12 protein-coding genes are annotated in these 15,983 nt (G+C 55.3%); 2 read left to right on the plus strand and 10 right to left on the minus strand.

The genetic code is table 11. From position 1 onward, the window contains the following. The gene (gene araD / locus HED22_RS11795; protein ID WP_167722339.1) at positions 1–1,734 is read right to left on the minus strand and encodes an L-arabinonate dehydratase; all 1,734 of its coding nucleotides are present in this window, start codon (positions 1,732–1,734) and stop codon (positions 1–3) included. A 227-nt stretch (positions 1,735–1,961) separates the two neighbouring features. Between araD and HED22_RS11800 the strand changes: the two genes are divergently transcribed. Further along, the gene (locus HED22_RS11800) at positions 1,962–2,672 is read left to right on the plus strand and encodes a GntR family transcriptional regulator (RefSeq protein WP_167722341.1); all 711 of its coding nucleotides are present in this window, start codon (positions 1,962–1,964) and stop codon (positions 2,670–2,672) included. Positions 2,673–2,698: 26 nt separating this feature from the next. On the opposite strand, the gene HED22_RS11805 is transcribed toward HED22_RS11800, so the two are convergent. The 8 genes from HED22_RS11805 to HED22_RS11840 all read right to left on the minus strand — a co-directional run bounded on the left by HED22_RS11805 (position 2,699) and on the right by HED22_RS11840 (position 12,921). Then, positions 2,699–3,610 (minus strand): dihydrodipicolinate synthase family protein, encoded by a 912-nt coding sequence (locus HED22_RS11805; RefSeq protein WP_167722343.1) that lies wholly within the window; start codon positions 3,608–3,610, stop codon positions 2,699–2,701. 235 nt (positions 3,611–3,845) lie between these two features. After that, on the minus strand, positions 3,846–4,655 hold the full coding sequence (gene fdhD / locus HED22_RS11810) for a formate dehydrogenase accessory sulfurtransferase FdhD (RefSeq protein WP_167722345.1): 810 nt from the start codon (positions 4,653–4,655) through the stop codon (positions 3,846–3,848). Further along, positions 4,652–4,876, minus strand: coding sequence for a formate dehydrogenase subunit delta (locus HED22_RS11815; RefSeq protein ID WP_167722347.1), 225 nt, complete (start codon positions 4,874–4,876; stop codon positions 4,652–4,654). The genes fdhD and HED22_RS11815 overlap by 4 nt, the downstream gene beginning before the upstream one ends. 93 nt (positions 4,877–4,969) lie before the next feature. Then, positions 4,970–7,849: a formate dehydrogenase subunit alpha gene (fdhF, locus tag HED22_RS11820; protein WP_167722349.1), complete on the minus strand. Its 2,880-nt coding sequence runs from the start codon at positions 7,847–7,849 to the stop codon at positions 4,970–4,972. Positions 7,850–7,853: 4 nt separating this feature from the next. Further along, on the minus strand, positions 7,854–9,410 hold the full coding sequence (locus tag HED22_RS11825) for an NADH-quinone oxidoreductase subunit NuoF (RefSeq protein WP_167722351.1): 1,557 nt from the start codon (positions 9,408–9,410) through the stop codon (positions 7,854–7,856). After that, positions 9,407–9,871, minus strand: a complete 465-nt coding sequence (locus HED22_RS11830; RefSeq protein WP_167722353.1) for a formate dehydrogenase subunit gamma — start codon at positions 9,869–9,871, stop codon at positions 9,407–9,409. The genes HED22_RS11825 and HED22_RS11830 overlap by 4 nt, the downstream gene beginning before the upstream one ends. A gap of 111 nt (positions 9,872–9,982) precedes the next feature. Continuing rightward, the gene (locus tag HED22_RS11835) at positions 9,983–10,876 is read right to left on the minus strand and encodes a LysR family transcriptional regulator (RefSeq protein WP_167722355.1); all 894 of its coding nucleotides are present in this window, start codon (positions 10,874–10,876) and stop codon (positions 9,983–9,985) included. Positions 10,877–11,187: 311 nt separating this feature from the next. After that, complete coding sequence (locus HED22_RS11840; RefSeq protein WP_167722357.1) at positions 11,188–12,921, minus strand: OFA family MFS transporter; 1,734 nt, start codon at positions 12,919–12,921, stop codon at positions 11,188–11,190. 429 nt (positions 12,922–13,350) lie between these two features. On the opposite strand from HED22_RS11840, the gene HED22_RS11845 reads away from it, so the two are divergent. Further along, positions 13,351–13,899 carry a GNAT family N-acetyltransferase gene (locus HED22_RS11845; protein WP_167722359.1) on the plus strand — a complete coding sequence of 183 codons (549 nt, stop codon included), beginning with the start codon at positions 13,351–13,353 and terminating at the stop codon, positions 13,897–13,899. Positions 13,900–13,969: 70 nt separating this feature from the next. On the opposite strand, the gene HED22_RS11850 is transcribed toward HED22_RS11845, so the two are convergent. Beyond that, complete coding sequence (locus tag HED22_RS11850) at positions 13,970–15,982, minus strand: cache domain-containing protein (RefSeq protein WP_167722361.1); 2,013 nt, start codon at positions 15,980–15,982, stop codon at positions 13,970–13,972. Position 15,983 lies beyond the last annotated feature (1 nt).

The raw sequence follows: 15,983 nt of genomic DNA on the forward strand, positions 1-15,983 counted from the left end.
TCAGAAAATATCAGGTTCGCCGGCAGTTTTGCCGAAATCGGTTTCAAGGAAGTCAAAGTCACAGCCCTGATCAGCCTGGGTCACATGACGCGAGAACATGTAGCCATAGCCACGTTCGAAACGCGGTTCGGGCGGTGTCAGAGCCTTGCGCCGCGCTTCAAGCTCTTCCTCGGGGATGAGCATATCAAGCGAGCGATTTGGCAGATCAAGGCGAACCGTATCGCCATTTTTCAAAAGGGCGAGCGGTCCACCGACATAACTTTCCGGGCTTACATGCAAAACACACGCGCCATATGATGTGCCAGACATGCGGGCATCGGAAATCCGCAACATGTCACGATGCCCCTGTTTGATCAGGGCCTTGGGAATGGGCAGCATGCCCCATTCCGGGAAGCCGGGGCCACCCTGTGGTCCGGCATTACGCAGAACCATCACGTGATCTGGCGTGATTTCAAGGTTCTCGTCATCAACAGCCTTTTTCATCTCCGGATAGCTGTCAAACACCAGTGCCGGTCCCTCATGCACATGGTATTTGGGATCACAGGCGGCCGGTTTGATCACCGCCCCGTTCGGGCAAAGGTTGCCCTTAAGCACGGCAAGCGAGCCTTCCTTATAGACCGGATTATCAAGCGGGCGGATGACATCATCATTATAAACCTCAGCCCCTTCGAGGTTTTCACCAAGGGTCTTGCCGGTGACCGTCATGCAACTGATATCCAGACGATCTTCCATCTGCTTCATCAGCGCACGCAAGCCGCCCGCATAGAAGAAGTCTTCCATCAGGTAATCCTTGCCTGATGGCCGGACATTGGCGATCAGCGGGGTCGTGCGGCCAAGTTCATCAAGGTCTTCAAGTTTGAGCCCCACACCGGCACGCTTGGCCATCGCAATCAGATGGACCACCGCATTGGTCGAACAACCGGTCGCCATGGCAACAATCGCAGCATTTCGGCAGGAGCCATCGGTAATGATCTGATCCGGTGTCAGGTCTTCCCAGACCATATCGACAATCCGGCGTCCGCAATCAGCCGACATGCGCTGATGCCCGCTATCGACTGCCGGGATCGAGGATGCACCGGGCAGCGTCAGCCCCATGGAATCTGCAATCGCCGTCATCGTCGATGCGGTCCCCATGGTCATGCAGGTCCCCGCAGAACGCGCGATCCCGCCCTGAATGCCAAGCCATTCGTCATCGCTGATATTTCCTGCGCGACGTTCATCCCAGTATTTCCATGCGTCCGAGCCGGACCCAAGGATTTTGCCCGCATAGTTGCCACGCAACATCGGGCCTGCTGGCAGGTAGATCATCGGCACACCGGCCGAAATCGCGCCCATGACCAGACCCGGGGTGGTCTTGTCGCAGCCGCCCATCAGAACCACGCCATCAAGCGGGTGCGAGCGGATCATTTCCTCGGTCTCCATGGCAAGCAGGTTGCGATAGAGCATCGAGGTCGGCTTGGTGAAGCTTTCATCGACCGAAAGCGACGGCAGCTCGACGGCAAAGCCGCCAGCCTGGGTAACCCCACGTTTCACATCAACAACGCGTTCGCGGAAATGAGAGTGACAGGTGTTGAGTTCCGACCAGGTGTTCAGGACTCCGATAATCGGTTTCCCACGAAAATCGTCTTCGGAATAGCCAAGCTGCATCATGCGGGACAGATGCCCGAATGTCCGCAGATCGTCGGGGGCGAACCAGCGTGCCGATCTCAGGTCCTGAGGCTGTTTCTTACTCATTGTCTTATCCTCGGAATGTAAAACGCGACCATGCATGCAACGGGCGGCGATCAGAAAGGCGATCTCCGGTCTTGAACGTAAACGCCTTTGTCTGAGGGTTTTGGCCACCGCTGACAGGCACAGAAAGATATTCACTTGTGACTGCTTGATATAGTAATATATTAGTGCATATCGAGCAAGACGCCTGTATACAAATTGCGTGACCTGACACGAATTGCGGGAACATCATGGTCGAAAACCTGTTCAAAGACGCACCAAGTCCGAAAAAGCGCCTGCCCAAACTCAAGCGGGGCTCGGCAAGTACGCAACTCCATGATTCCTTGCGCAAGCGCATCATTGATCTGGAACTGGCACCTGGCCAGTACCTGTCGCGGGTTGAAATTGCCGAGGAATACGGGGTCAGCCAGACACCGGTGCGCGATGCGTTGCTCAAGCTTGAGGAAGAAGGTCTTGTCGACACCTTTCCGCAATCCAAGACAGAGGTTTCGCGCATCGACGTCGAACACGCGCTTGAAACCCAGTTCCTGCGCTTGTCAGTCGAACTTGAAATCACCCGCCGTCTTGCCGATGCCAAAGACCCTGCCCTGACTGTCAAAGCGCACTCCATTCTTGCCCAGCAAAATGCGGTCAGTGCCGCGAACGATCTTGATACCTTTGGCAGGCTTGATCGCGATTTTCACTTCGCGCTCTATGAGGCTGCCGGTGTTGCCCAACTTTACGGCGTGATCGAAGCCCGGTCGGGTCATATTGACCGCCTGCGCAAGCTCAACCTGCCGGACCCGGGAAAGTCGGCCTCCATCCTTGATTGTCATGCGCGCATTCTTGACGCGATTGACAAGGGTGATGCCGATACGGCCTGCGCGGTCGTTCGCGAACATCTGATGGGAACCCTTGCCAAGGTCGATGCCATCCGCGAACGCCATCCGTCCTTTTTCTAGGACGGTGCGGCTGATCCCCGCACGACCTATGCAATCAGGCCGTTTCCCTTCATGAAGGCTGCGAGTTTTTCCTGCTGTGCGTGAGTCAGCGGCCAGGCTGAAGGTGGACGGGTGGGACCACAGTCATCACCAAGTAATTTCAACGCTGCCTTCACGCCGGTGACGTTGGTGCCGTTCATTTCTTCGGCCCGAACTTCCTCGAATGCCTTCATCTCGGTGATCAACTGGCGCGCCTTGGCATAATCGCTGACCTCAAGGGCAGCATGAATGGCCATCGAACGTTCCGGCCAGACATTGATCAGGCCCGAGGTAAAGCCGCGCGCCCCAACGGCATAGAATGCGGGCGCCCATGTTTCGGCAAGGCCACCGACCCAGACAATATCCGGATCGCAGGCATGGATTGCCTCGGCCAGTTTCATCGGGTTGGGCGTTGCCCATTTAACCCCGGCAACACCTTCGACCGCGCACAGTTCCGTAATGGCCTTGGTACCGATGGCATCGTTGCGCAGATACAGCATCATCGGCAGCCCACCGGACGCATCCGCAACCCGTTTGATGTAGTCAACAACTCCGCGTGGTGCGACAAACGGGTCTGGCGGCTGATGGATCATCAGCGCCTCTGCCCCGGCGTCTGCCGATGCCTTGGCCAAGGCGCAGGCATCCCGCACCCCGCGTCCAATCCCGGCCAACATCGGTGCCCGGCCACCCAGCATTTCGGCCACCGACTTTGCCATCGTAATCGCCTCGTCGGTGGTCAGAGCATAAAATTCGCCGGTATTGCCATTCACGACCGGAAAATGCACGCCAGCCGCCAGCGCACGATCAATCACCGGGACAAGCTTTTCGGGCGCCACATCGCCATTGTCATCATAGGGCGTGACCAGAATGCCCGAGATGCCGGACAAGACGGCGCGCAATTCAGTTTTTGAAAGTGCCATGGTTTCCTTGATCCCCGTGCGGTGACCCGTGCGCAGCGGATCACAAATCCAACTGACGGCCAATTCACCTTGTAATATTTAATTACATCTTGAATAACAAGTATGCGCGGAGATGGCAATTCCCTTTGTCATGCAAACAGGCCTGAGGGCGCGTGCGTCAACGCCATCAGCACCCATGCCAACGGTTTGAACGCGCCGGGAAATAAAATGACAAGTTGGGAAAGACTGCGTGCGATCAGGAAAAGCGGCGAAACAGCCCGCGCCGTTCGCGGCAGATCATTGTCAGACCGGCCTTACGCGCCAGATTTACCGCCGTCAATGTCGGACCGGAAAGGGTTACAAGCCCGCCTACCCCGAATTGCACGGTCTTGGTGACAATCTCATAGGAACAGCGGCTGGTCATCAGGACAAAGCCGCCGGTCGGATCAATGCCCTGTCGCGCCAAGGCGCCAAGCACCTTGTCCAGTGCATTGTGGCGTCCGATATCTTCGCGGACCAGAACGATGTTACCGCGATCATCGACGAAGGCGCTGGCATGAAGCAAACCACCGCCTTCGCGGTTTCGGGTCTGATGGTCCGGAAGGGCGTCGATCGCACGCAAGACGACATCCTGTGCCATGTTGGATGGCGTGACCGACCCGATCTTGTCCATTGCAACAGCTTCAAGGGATTGGACACCACACAACCCGCAGCCTGACCGGCCTTCAAGTGTGCGCTGACGATCAGCCAGACGATCAAAAACTTCGTCATGCAGATCGGCCTCGATCACATAACCTTGCAAGGTCTTGCGCACGTCGCGCAGGGTAATTTGGGAAATGTCATCTGCAATCCCCTCGGACAAGGCAAAGCCCACCATGAAGTCTTCGAGATCATGGGGGGAGACCATCATCACCGCGTGGGAATGCCCATTAAACGTCAAAGCAGCCGGAACTTCCGGCTGCAACATGATCGGTGCGTCGTCATTGCCATCATCGCCTGAAACGGCACGCGCAAGATCAACATCGCGTCCATCCAGAATACGGTTTTCCGATGGCTTGGCCGTCATGCAGTTTCCTTGACCTTCCGGATCATGGGAGCCGCCTTGATGACCAAAGGATGGAAGTCGGCCCGACCTTCGGCGATCATGTCAAACAGCTGCTTGCGCATGCGCGGTTCCCAAAAATCGCTGATATGATTGGCAACACCTTCAACACCCTCGCTCTCGGGCTGGGATTTGAAAAAGGTCGCGATCTGATTGGCCATGTAGACAAGTTTGTCGGGTGCCATTGCGGTTCACTCTTTGACTGTAAACTTCGTGTTCAAGCAGGACGCGCCAGACATCATGCCAAGGGAGTATAGCACAATGTCTGGCTCGTTATCCTATTCGGCGGCATCGACGCGTGGTTTGATCCGACGCGACTGTTCGGCCTGACGATCATATTCCACCTGCCATTCGGTCGGGCCATTGGATGACGAAACCTGAACGGCGGTTACCTTGTATTCCGGGCAGTTGGTCGCCCAGTCGGTATAGTCGGTGGTGATCACGTTGGCCTGTGTCCCCGGATGGTGGAAAGTGGTGTAAACCACACCCGGTGCAACACGGTCGGTAATGGTGGCGCGAAGGGATGTTTCGCCCGACCGGGATGCCAAACGGATCCAGTCACCTTCACGAATGCCACGCTGTTCGGCATCGTGCGGATGGATTTCCAAAAGATCTTCCTGGTGCCAGGCCGAATTTTCCGTGCGGCGCGTTTGGGCCCCCACATTATACTGACTAAGGATACGTCCCGTGGTCAGCAGAAGCGGGAAGCGCGGACCGGTGCGCTCATCCGTTGCGACATATTCGGTGACAACGAACTTGCCCTTGCCACGGACGAAGCCATCAATATGCATGACCGGGGTCCCTTCTGGGGCCTTGTCATTGCACGGCCACTGAACCGATCCTTTTTCTTCAAGCAGGTCATAGTTCACGTTGGCAAAGCTTGGCGTGGTCGTCGCAATCTCGTCCATGACCTGCGACGGATGGGTGTAGTTCCAGTCAAGACCCATTGCGCGGGCCAGGTTCTGGGTGACTTCCCAATCGGCAAAGCCATTCAATGGCGTCATGACCTTGCGCACACGGTTGATGCGACGTTCGGCGTTGGTGAACGTGCCATCCTTTTCAAGGAAGGTCGAACCCGGCAGGAATACATGGGCATAGTTGGCGGTCTCGTTGAGGAACAGGTCATGGACGACCACACATTCCATCGCCGCCAAGCCCGCCGCCACATGTTTGGTATCAGGATCAGACTGAAGGATATCTTCGCCCTGAATATAGATACCCTTGAACGTACCTTCGACCGCGGCATCAAGCATGTTGGGGATACGAAGACCCGGTTCGTCATCCAGTTTGACGCCCCAGATATCTTCAAAGATATCGCGGGTGGCACTGTCCTGAATATGGCGATAGCCCGGCAGTTCGTGCGGGAAGGATCCCATATCGCACGAACCTTGCACGTTATTCTGACCGCGCAGCGGGTTCACCCCCACACCCGGACGACCAATGTTCCCGGTCGCCATGGCAAGGTTAGCAATCGCCATCACAGTGGTCGAACCCTGACTGTGTTCCGTCACACCCAGACCGTAATAGATCGCGCCATTGCCACCGGTGGCAAAGGTACGCGCGGCCTTGCGCATGGTTTCACCGTCAACACCGATCATGTCGGCAACGGCTTCGGGGCTGTGTTTCGGATCGGATACGAACGCCGCCCAATCCTGGAATTCGTCCCAGTCGCAACGTTCACGCACGAACGCCTCGTCAAACAGGCCCTCGGTGACGATCACATGTGCAAGCGACGTCAGAACCGCAACGTTGGTGCCCGGCCGCAACGGGATATGGGCAACCGCCTCGATATGCGGGGAACGCACAAGATCAATCCGGCGCGGATCGATCACGATCAGTTTCGCGCCCTGACGCAGACGCTTTTTCAGGCGGGAGGCAAAGACAGGGTGGCCATCGGTCGGGTTTGCCCCGATCAGGATGACAACATCGGTTTGTTCAACAGAATCAAAATCCTGCGTCCCGGCCGATGTCCCAAACGTGGTTTTCAAACCATAACCGGTCGGTGAATGGCAAACACGTGCGCAGGTATCAACGTTGTTGTTGCCAAACCCGGCACGGATCAGTTTCTGAACCAGGAAGGTTTCCTCGTTCGTGCAACGCGACGAGGTAATACCACCCAACGCACCCTTGCCGTATTTGGCCTGAATGCCCTTGAACTTGTCGGCAGTAAAACGAAGGGCTTCTTCCCAACTGACTTCCTGCCACGGTTCATCAACGCTTTCGCGGATCATCGGGTTCAGGATGCGGTCCTTGTGATTCGCATAGCCATAGGCAAAGCGCCCCTTCACACAGGAATGCCCGCGGTTGGCCTTGCCATCCTTGTAAGGAACCATGCGCACCAATTCTTCGCCGCGCATTTCCGCCTTGAACGAACAACCAACCCCGCAATAGGCGCAGGTGGTAACAACCGAATGTTCCGGCTGGCCAATTTCGATGACTGATTTTTCCTGAAGCGTTGCGGTCGGGCAGGCCTGCACACAGGCACCGCACGACACGCATTCGGAATCCATGAAGTTTTCATGCATGCCCGGCGAAACGCGGGACTCAAAGCCGCGACCTTCGATGGTCAGTGCAAAGGTGCCCTGCACTTCCTCGCAAGCACGGACACAACGCGAACAGACAATGCATTTGGATGGGTCATAGGTGAAATACGGGTTAGTTTCATCCTTGGCCATGTAGCGCGGATTTTCTTCGCCGTTCTGGCGCACCTCAACGTGGTTTTCACCCTCATAACCATAACGGACATCACGCAGGCCAACCGCCCCTGCCATGTCCTGCAATTCGCAATCGCCATTGGCGGCACAGGTCAGGCAATCAAGCGGATGGTCAGAGATATAAAGCTCCATCACGCCTTTGCGGATTTTCTTAAGCCGCTCGGTCTGGGTATGGACAACCATGCCCTCTGCCGCGGGTGTCGTGCAGGATGCCGGTGTTCCGTTGCGGCCTTCGACCTCCACCAGACACAAGCGGCACGACCCAAACGCATCAACCATATCGGTCGCGCACAGTTTCGGGACCTGAATACCGGCCTCCATCGAGGCGCGCATGACAGAGGTGCCTTCGGGCACGGTAACGTCCTTGCCATCAATGGTCAGGGTTACCGTCTTTTCGGACTTCTTGGCGGGGGTTCCGTAGTCAACTTCTTTGATCAAGGACATCGTATCACTCCGCAGCTATATCAAGCGCGCGTGGCTTGAAGTCATCAGGGAAATGGGTCAGTGCGCTCAGGACCGGATACGGCGTAAAGCCGCCCAGCGCGCACAGCGATCCGAACTTCATTGTTTCACACAGATCATGCAGCAGTTCGATCTGCAATTCCGGCTCTTCACCGCGTTCAAGCTTGTCGACCACTTCGGTCCCGCGCACAGAGCCAATGCGACATGGCGTGCATTTGCCACACGATTCAATCGCACAGAATTCCATGGCAAAGCGGGCCTGTTTCATCATGTCGACCGTGTCATCAAACACGACAACACCGGCATGACCAATCAGGCCATCGCGCTTGGCGAATTCTTCGTAGTCAAACGGTGTATCAAACAGTTCCTTGGGGAAATAGGCCCCCAATGGACCACCGACCTGAACCGCCTTGACCGGGCGACCCGATGCGGTGCCACCGCCTAGCTGCTCAACAATTTCACCTAGCGTCAGGCCAAAGCCGACTTCATAAAGCCCGCCATGTTTGACGTTGCCGGCAATCTGGATCGGGATGGTGCCGCGCGACCGGCCCATGCCATAATCGCGGTAATATTCCGCACCCTTTTCCAGAATGACCGGAACCGAGCACAGCGAAATCACGTTATTGACCACGGTCGGGCGACCAAGGAACCCTTCAAGGGCAGGCAATGGCGGCTTGGCACGGACAACACCGCGCTTGCCTTCCATGCTGTTAAGAAGCGATGTTTCCTCGCCGCAGACATAGGCACCCGCCCCCATGCGGACTTCCATATCGAACGCCTTGCCCGAGCCAAGGATGTTATCGCCCAAAACACCGGCCGCACGGGCGACTTCAATCGCCTCGTTCATCACGTCAATCGCAGTCGGATATTCCGAACGGGTATAGACATAGCCCTTGGTCGCGCCAGTTGCGAGACCGGCAATGATCATGCCTTCGATCAGAACGAACGGTTCGCCTTCCATGATCATGCGATCGGCAAAGGTGCCACTGTCGCCTTCATCAGCATTGCAGACGATGTATTTCTGATCGCCTTTGGCTTCGCGGACGGTATTCCATTTAATGCCTGTCGGGAAACCGGCACCACCGCGACCGCGCAGGCCACTGTCGGTAACGGCCTTGACGATTTCTTCGTCCGTCATCTTCAGCGCATTTTCAAGCCCGGTCAGGCCTTCATTGGCACGGTAATCTTCAAGCGACACCGGATCAACAATGCCGCAACGCTGGAAGGTCAGACGTGACTGGCTTTTAAGGAACGGGATATCCTGTGTGCGGCCAAGATAAAGCTTATGTGCGCCGCCGGTCAGAAAATCGGCGTCAAACAATGCGTCGATGTCATCGGTACTGACGGGACCATAAGCCACACGTCCGCGCGGCGTTTCGACCTCGACCATAGGTTCCAGCCAATACATGCCAAACGATCCGTTGCGCACAACTTTGACATCGGCACCGGCATCGGATGCCTTGTCGGCAATGGCGGATGCAACATCATCAGCCCCAAGTGCGACAGAACCTGAATCAAGCGGAACGTAAACCTTGATGCTCATGATCCCACCTTTTCAAGAATGCGATCCGCACTGACGCGGCCAACAACCTTGCCATCAACCATGGCAGCCGGCGCACAGGCGCACAGGCCAAGACAGAAAACAGGTTCCAGCGTGATCTTGTGATCAGCCGTGGTTTGCGACCAGTCAACTTTCAGATGACGGCGGATCTCATCACCAAGGGCATCGGCCCCCATCGCCTGGCAGGCTTCGGCCCGGCAGATTTTGATGACATGCTTGCCAGCTTTTTCTTCGCGGAAGTCATGATAGAAACTTGCCACCCCATGGACTTCCGCCCGGCTGAGGTTCAGCTTCTTTGCGATCGTCTGAAGCGCGCCATCAGGGATATGGCCAAATTCTTCCTGCACCTCGTGCAGAATTGGCAATAGCGGCCCTTCCAAAGTGATCAACCGATCACAAATGGCAGCGACGCGGACATTTTGGTCCTCGGTCGTTTCCGACATGCAAGCCTCTCTCTCAAGCATGTTATCAAATTCTTGTTTATTCTGAACAGTGTCAGGCATTGTGCCCACCTGTTCAATAAAGCCATCCCGTTACGCGATAGCGAAAACCTATCAAGCGGTTTGCAGCTCGGAAATTCGGGCGGCTTCTTTTAAAAGTGCTGAAACCACAGGGGTTGCAGGTTCGCGTTTTGCCGCGATCAGTCCGACTTTATGCGTGGCGTCCGGTTCAATGATCGGGATCGATTTTACCCGGTCGCGCATTCCAAAACTTTCGACCATTTTTTCAGGCATGATGCTGGCCCAGTTGCCGGTCTGAACGTGGGTAAACAGCGCAATCATCGAATCACTTTCTAGCGTCGCACTGACCTTCGCGCCGGCGGCATCAAGATGCTGATCAATGATGCGGCGGTTCTGCATGTCCGGTGTCAGAAGACACAACGGCAATTTGGCAGCTTCGCGCCAGGTGATCGTTTCCTTACCGGCCAGATCATCGAGGTTTGAGGTCACCAACTGATACCGTTCGCGATAGAGCGGTATGGCGGTTACCCGCCCGAGCGGCTCATTATCAAGATAGGTTATGCCAGCATCAATCCGAAGGTCATCCAGCAATGCCTTAATTTCGGCCGAGGTTCGCGACAGGATGGCAAAGCTGACATCGGGGTGTTTTTCGCGAAATGGTGTCGTCAGTTCATGGATCATCGCAAGGGCGGTCGGGATAACGGCAATCTGCACCTGCCCGGTCAAACCGAACCGCATGGCGCGCATTTCATCGCGCATTGAACGGGTGCTGCCGACAATATGGCGCGCCCATTCAAGAACCCTTTCGCCTTCGGGTGTCAGCCCCTGATAACGTGATCCGCGTTTGACCAATACGACGCCAAGATGATCTTCAAGCTGGCGCAAGGCGCTTGAAAGGGTTGGTTGGGTCACGCCGCAATGTTCGGCAGCATGTCCAAAATGCTGCTCGCGGGCGAGGACCATAAACATTTCGAGTTTATCAATCATGGCGTATCCGGCATCGCTCGTGGATGCTCTTTAGGGCATTGGCGGCGACCGCAGTATCTGATCGCGTTGTTCGGGTTGAACACTTGGTTTCAACGGGAAAGTGTTCTGAGTGCAGGATAACCGATTACCCCTTCGGGCATAAAGGTTATTCCTGCAACAGAACGCAGATCCGGGCTGGATGAACGGAACCCGGATCTGGCCCCTGACGCTTTGGCATGATGTCCCACTCATGCCCTGTTTTACCGGCAAGTGGACAGAGCCAGTAAAACAGGCGCCAGCCAAGGGTGTGTTGGCTGGCGCCTCTGGTCAGGTTAAGCTTTGGACGCTGCTTCGCCCGTGCTCGCAGCACCACCAGTCTCTGTTTCCATGTGGTGCTTTTCATGGATCGGGCTGACCAGCTTGTTGGCAATCAGCGCAATTGCAAGAAGAGCCGCCATGGCATACATGGTGGTGTTATAGAGGCTTGAGGTCGGATCGACCGTGCCTGCCGGTGCGATTTCCATCAGACGTCCGATGGTCACCGTTTTGGCCGCAACCAGTTGATCAAGCTGGGCAATACCAGCACCGAACTTTTCCTGGAACGCTGCCGGGTCAACCTTTGCGGCCAGATCCTTGATCGAACTGGTGACCGAGGCCTGACGCAGCTGGGTAATGGCAAGCGGACCAAGAACACCGGCCGTGCTCCATGCGGTCAGAAGACGACCATGGATACCGCCGACATATTTGGTGCCGAAGATATCGGCAAGATAGGCCGGAATGGTTGCAAAGCCACCGCCATACATCGTGAAGATGATCATGGTTGCGGCATAGAACATGACAAGCCATGTCACAGCCGGATTGATGCTGACCTGTTCTGCGGCAAACGGGATCGACAGATAAAGAACGATGCCCAGAATGAAGAAGCAGTAATAGGTGTTCTTGCGCCCGATATAGTCAGACATCGACGCCCAGAAGAACCGGCCGCACATGTTGAACACTGAAATCATGAACACATAAGTCGCTGCAAAGGCAGAGTTCACAACAAGCGGCAACGTCGTGCCAAAGATTTCCGTCATCATGGTTTTGGCAACGCCAATCACCCCGATGCCAGCTGTCACGTTAAAGCAGAGCACAATCCACAGCAGATAGAACTGCGGGGTTTTAAGCGCCTGATCAATGTGAACGTTTGCATGCGTGATCATACGTTTGGAAGCTGTATCCGCCGTCGGCGGGGTCCAGCCAGCCGGCAGCCATCCTTCGCGCGGCACGCGATAGGAGAAGGAGGCAATAATCATCACGATGAAATAGGCAACGCCGAGCGTAAAGAAGGTTGCAGCTGCCCCGGTATTCCCGGTTCCGGCAACATAAACGCCTTCTTCGATGGGTACCGGTGCTGCGGCAACCTGCGCGGCACCTGCAACCACGACTTCAACCATCTGACCACCGACTTCGGCCATGCGCTTGCCACCCTCGGTAACGAGGTTTACGGCACTTTCCGGACCAAGATATTCCGGCACCTTGTAGAACGCGGACAGCAGGCTTTCCTTGATCGGGGTTGCGATCATCGCACCACCGCCAAAGCCCATAATTGCCATACCGGTCGCCATACCGCGGCGGTCCGGGAACCAACGGATCAGCGTTGATACCGGCGACACATAGCCAAGACCAAGACCACAGCCCCCCAGCGCGCCATAACCCAGATACACCAGCCACAACTGATGGGTCATGATGCCAAGGCCACCGATGATGAAACCACCACCCCAGCAGAAGGCCGCAACAACACCGACCATACGCGGGCCGACTTCTTCAAGCCATTTGCCGCCAAATGCCGCAGCAAGGCCAAGGAACACGATGGCCACGGAGAAAATCCAGACAACGGATTGCAGGCCCCAGTCACCGGAGCTTGCACTGACCACGCCAAATTCCTTGATTAGTGGCGGGTTGAAGATACTCCAGGCATAAACGGAGCCGATGCACAAATGAATGGCGATGGATGCTGGTGGTACTTTCCAGCGATTGAAATCGTCGCCAGCGACGATGTGTTCTTTCTTGAGCTTGTCAAACATGACGATGTTGTCCTCCCTGTATCGGGATTTACCCTGCCCGTCCCCGTCACGCGATTGGCCCAAGATTGGTCATGGTGCAAGGCAAACAAGGTTAAATCCGGAGTTCTCATCGTGGCAATCGCCATGCCATAGCGAAACAAGCCCGGTTTTCTGTCATTCTTCCAGACTGAAACGGGTTGCTGCAGCGCACGCGCATGGACAAAATGTCCATGGATTTATGCGCGCATAAATTGCATAGAGACAAAATGTCCACTCGCATTTGCAGCAAATTTAACCTGAAAATCCAAACATTGAAGGCCACCACATCATCAGCAAGATACGCTTCCGGCAAGACAGTCTACCGCTCGCGATAATCTTTTGATTATGCCTTAACGTTAATACGATAAGGGCTTGGCACTTTGACGATTGACCGACAAACATAGGCTCCACATGCGCGACATTGTTACCGACAGATTGATTATCAGGCGTTTTTCAGAGGCCGATGCCGCCGAGCTTTTTGAGTATATCTCCAACCCGCGCGCAAATTGCTTTATGGCTGATAAAGTCTCAACTTTGAAACAAGCGAAGGTAATGGCCCAAAAACGTGCGAACGATGCGTCGTGTGTCGCCGTGTGCCTGAAAGAAACAGGCGCTTTAATTGGTGAGCTCATGCTCCATCAAGATGACGAGCACCAAGCCGACACCTATTCCGTTGGATGGAACTTCAATGGAAAGTTTGAAGGCAAGGGATACGCCAGTGAGAGCGCACGTGCCTTATTCGAGCATCTGTTTACGCAACGGAACGCACGAAGGCTCTATGCCTATGTCGAGGACGATAACTTCAAATCGCAGAAGCTTTGCGAAAAACTTGGTATGCGCAAAGAAGCTTGCTTCATGGAGTTTGTTTCGTTTGTTAACAATCCTGACGGCACGCCGAAATACGAAAACACTTTTCAATACGCCATCCTGAAAAAGGAATGGTTGCGCCAACACACCTAAAAAAACAAAATTCCAACGCGTTACCACGTTCCGTGACTTAGACCCGGCCCACTACTAAAACATGGTTCATTTAATCTGCTTCGGGCAGCCAGATGGTAAAGGTCGTGCCCTTGCCCGGTTCACTTTCAACATCAAGTGACCCGCCCTGCCGATCAATCAGGGTCCGGGTGATTGACAGACCAAGTCCCGTGCCTTCGCGCCGCTTGGTGGTATAAAACGGATCAAAAATGCGATTAAGCACCTTGGCATCCATACCGGTTCCCGTATCGCGCACGGTGATCTTTATGCCGGGCTTGCCAGCCTGATCAACATCGGCATCAATCAATGTCAGCGTGCCGCTCTCAGGCATGGCATGCAGGGCATTGACCATCAGATTGACAAGCACTTGCTGCAACTCGGTCCGGTTCATCAGAACCAGTCGGGTTGATTGATGTTCACGCACGACCTCAATATCGGCCCGACTGAGCAAATGGGCAACCAGCGGCATGCAATCGTCAATCACCTCGGCAACGCTGTGGCGCTCGACAAAGCCGGCATATTCCTCTGGCTTGGCGAATTGCAGAAGTTTGGTCACGATCAGATTGATGCGATTGACCTGTTCATCAATCAGGCGGAACTCGGTATCGCCCAATTTGGCATGCTCGCCCAACAGATCGCGCAAGACATCAAGGTTACCCTGAAGTACCGCCACGGGATTGTTGATCTCATGGGCGACACCGGCAGTGATTTCGCCAATCGCGGCAAGCTTTTCGGACATGATCAATTGCTTGGTGGTGGCTTCGAGCTGACGGTTGGCTTCTTGCAACTCGCTGGTGCGGGCATCAACGCGCGCGTTTAGCTGATCATTCCAGGCGCGCAGACGTTTATCGCGTTCCTGTACCTGATCAAGCAGATCATCAAGATGTTCCGCCACCAGTGATATTTCGTCCTGAACCTGGTCAATACTGGTTCGGGCCGAGAAATCACCACTCTCAACGCGACGAATGGTATTGGTCATGCGTTCCAGCGGCTTGAAAATACCGCGCGCCCAACGCAGGAAAATCGGCACCGACAGGGCCGCCACAAACAGAAAAGCCCCAATCAGGATCAGAAGGCTTTCATATTTTGTCTGGGCAAAGGGTGCCTCAAGGAACCCGACATACAGCATGCCGACCCGCTTGCCATAGCTGTCCTTGATCGGCTCGTAAGCCGAAATATACCAGTCATTGACGACAAAGGCGCGGTCCAGCCAAACCTTGCCATCTTCCAGCACCGTCTTGCGCACCACACCTGATACCCGCGTGCCCAAGGCACGACGATCAGCAAACAGGCGGACATTGGTACTGACGCGCACATCATCAAGAAATAGCGTCGCGGTGCCCTGACTGCCTTCAGGCAGGCTGCTTTGACGATAGACAAGATCATTGATCGTATCGATGAAGCCCAAATTCTGATTGAGCAAAATACCGCCCACCAGTGCCGCATTTTCGCCTGTTGGCAATTCGACATGACTTGCCGAATGCACCACCATGCCGCGCGTTTCCGCATCGCGCGTTGTGGGAACGGCATTGGGGGTTTCAATCAGGTCGAGACGTGCCCGTTCCGCCAAATCGGGTGAAATGGCCGCCAGATCAGCATTGCTGAAAATATCAATGTTGGTTGAAGACTGTCCGCCATAGGCACTGGCAATCACCGGCCATTCACCCTCAGGACGGTCACCGCTTTCGCTGCCGTTTCCGGGGGACAGATACAGGAAATCAAGACCGAGTGCGCGTTGCCGTTCCGTCAGCAAGCGATCAATTTCAGCTTGATTGCCCGCACGCAACACATCGCGAAAGGCAACCGATTGACCAAGGGCCTCGATCTGTTCACCGGTATTTTCAAGAATGTGCGTGAAATACTGGTGGGCAATCGTAAGGTCACCGCTGACCTTCGATGTTAACAGCGCATCGAACTTCGTGTTCCAGCGCACCATCATCACGCCCAGCAACAAGGGCAGGATCACAAGCGTTGGCAAAAGCGCAATTGCCAGCAACTTGAAACGGACAGAACGTGTTCTTTTGGCGGGGGACGTGGTGACGCCGGTGGCGACTGGCGATGACATT

The sequence above is a fragment of the Thalassospira sp. HF15 genome (assembly GCF_011806525.1).
GTDB lineage: Bacteria > Pseudomonadota > Alphaproteobacteria > Rhodospirillales > Thalassospiraceae > Thalassospira.

What these genes read in the sequence shown, in the direction of transcription:
- HED22_RS11835 (WP_167722355.1), bottom strand. Translation starts at nt 10,876, where the DNA reads ATGATTGATAAACTCGAAATGTTTATGGTCCTCGCCCGCGAGCAGCAT.
- fdhD (WP_167722345.1), bottom strand. Translation starts at nt 4,655, where the DNA reads ATGACGGCCAAGCCATCGGAAAACCGTATTCTGGATGGACGCGATGTT.
- araD (WP_167722339.1), bottom strand. Translation starts at nt 1,734, where the DNA reads ATGAGTAAGAAACAGCCTCAGGACCTGAGATCGGCACGCTGGTTCGCC.
- HED22_RS11805 (WP_167722343.1), bottom strand. Translation starts at nt 3,610, where the DNA reads ATGGCACTTTCAAAAACTGAATTGCGCGCCGTCTTGTCCGGCATCTCG.
- HED22_RS11825 (WP_167722351.1), bottom strand. Translation starts at nt 9,410, where the DNA reads ATGAGCATCAAGGTTTACGTTCCGCTTGATTCAGGTTCTGTCGCACTT.
- HED22_RS11800 (WP_167722341.1), top strand. Translation starts at nt 1,962, where the DNA reads ATGGTCGAAAACCTGTTCAAAGACGCACCAAGTCCGAAAAAGCGCCTG.
- HED22_RS11830 (WP_167722353.1), bottom strand. Translation starts at nt 9,871, where the DNA reads ATGTCGGAAACGACCGAGGACCAAAATGTCCGCGTCGCTGCCATTTGT.
- HED22_RS11845 (WP_167722359.1), top strand. Translation starts at nt 13,351, where the DNA reads ATGCGCGACATTGTTACCGACAGATTGATTATCAGGCGTTTTTCAGAG.
- HED22_RS11850 (WP_167722361.1), bottom strand. Translation starts at nt 15,982, where the DNA reads ATGTCATCGCCAGTCGCCACCGGCGTCACCACGTCCCCCGCCAAAAGA.
- fdhF (WP_167722349.1), bottom strand. Translation starts at nt 7,849, where the DNA reads ATGTCCTTGATCAAAGAAGTTGACTACGGAACCCCCGCCAAGAAGTCC.
- HED22_RS11815 (WP_167722347.1), bottom strand. Translation starts at nt 4,876, where the DNA reads ATGGCACCCGACAAACTTGTCTACATGGCCAATCAGATCGCGACCTTT.
- HED22_RS11840 (WP_167722357.1), bottom strand. Translation starts at nt 12,921, where the DNA reads ATGTTTGACAAGCTCAAGAAAGAACACATCGTCGCTGGCGACGATTTC.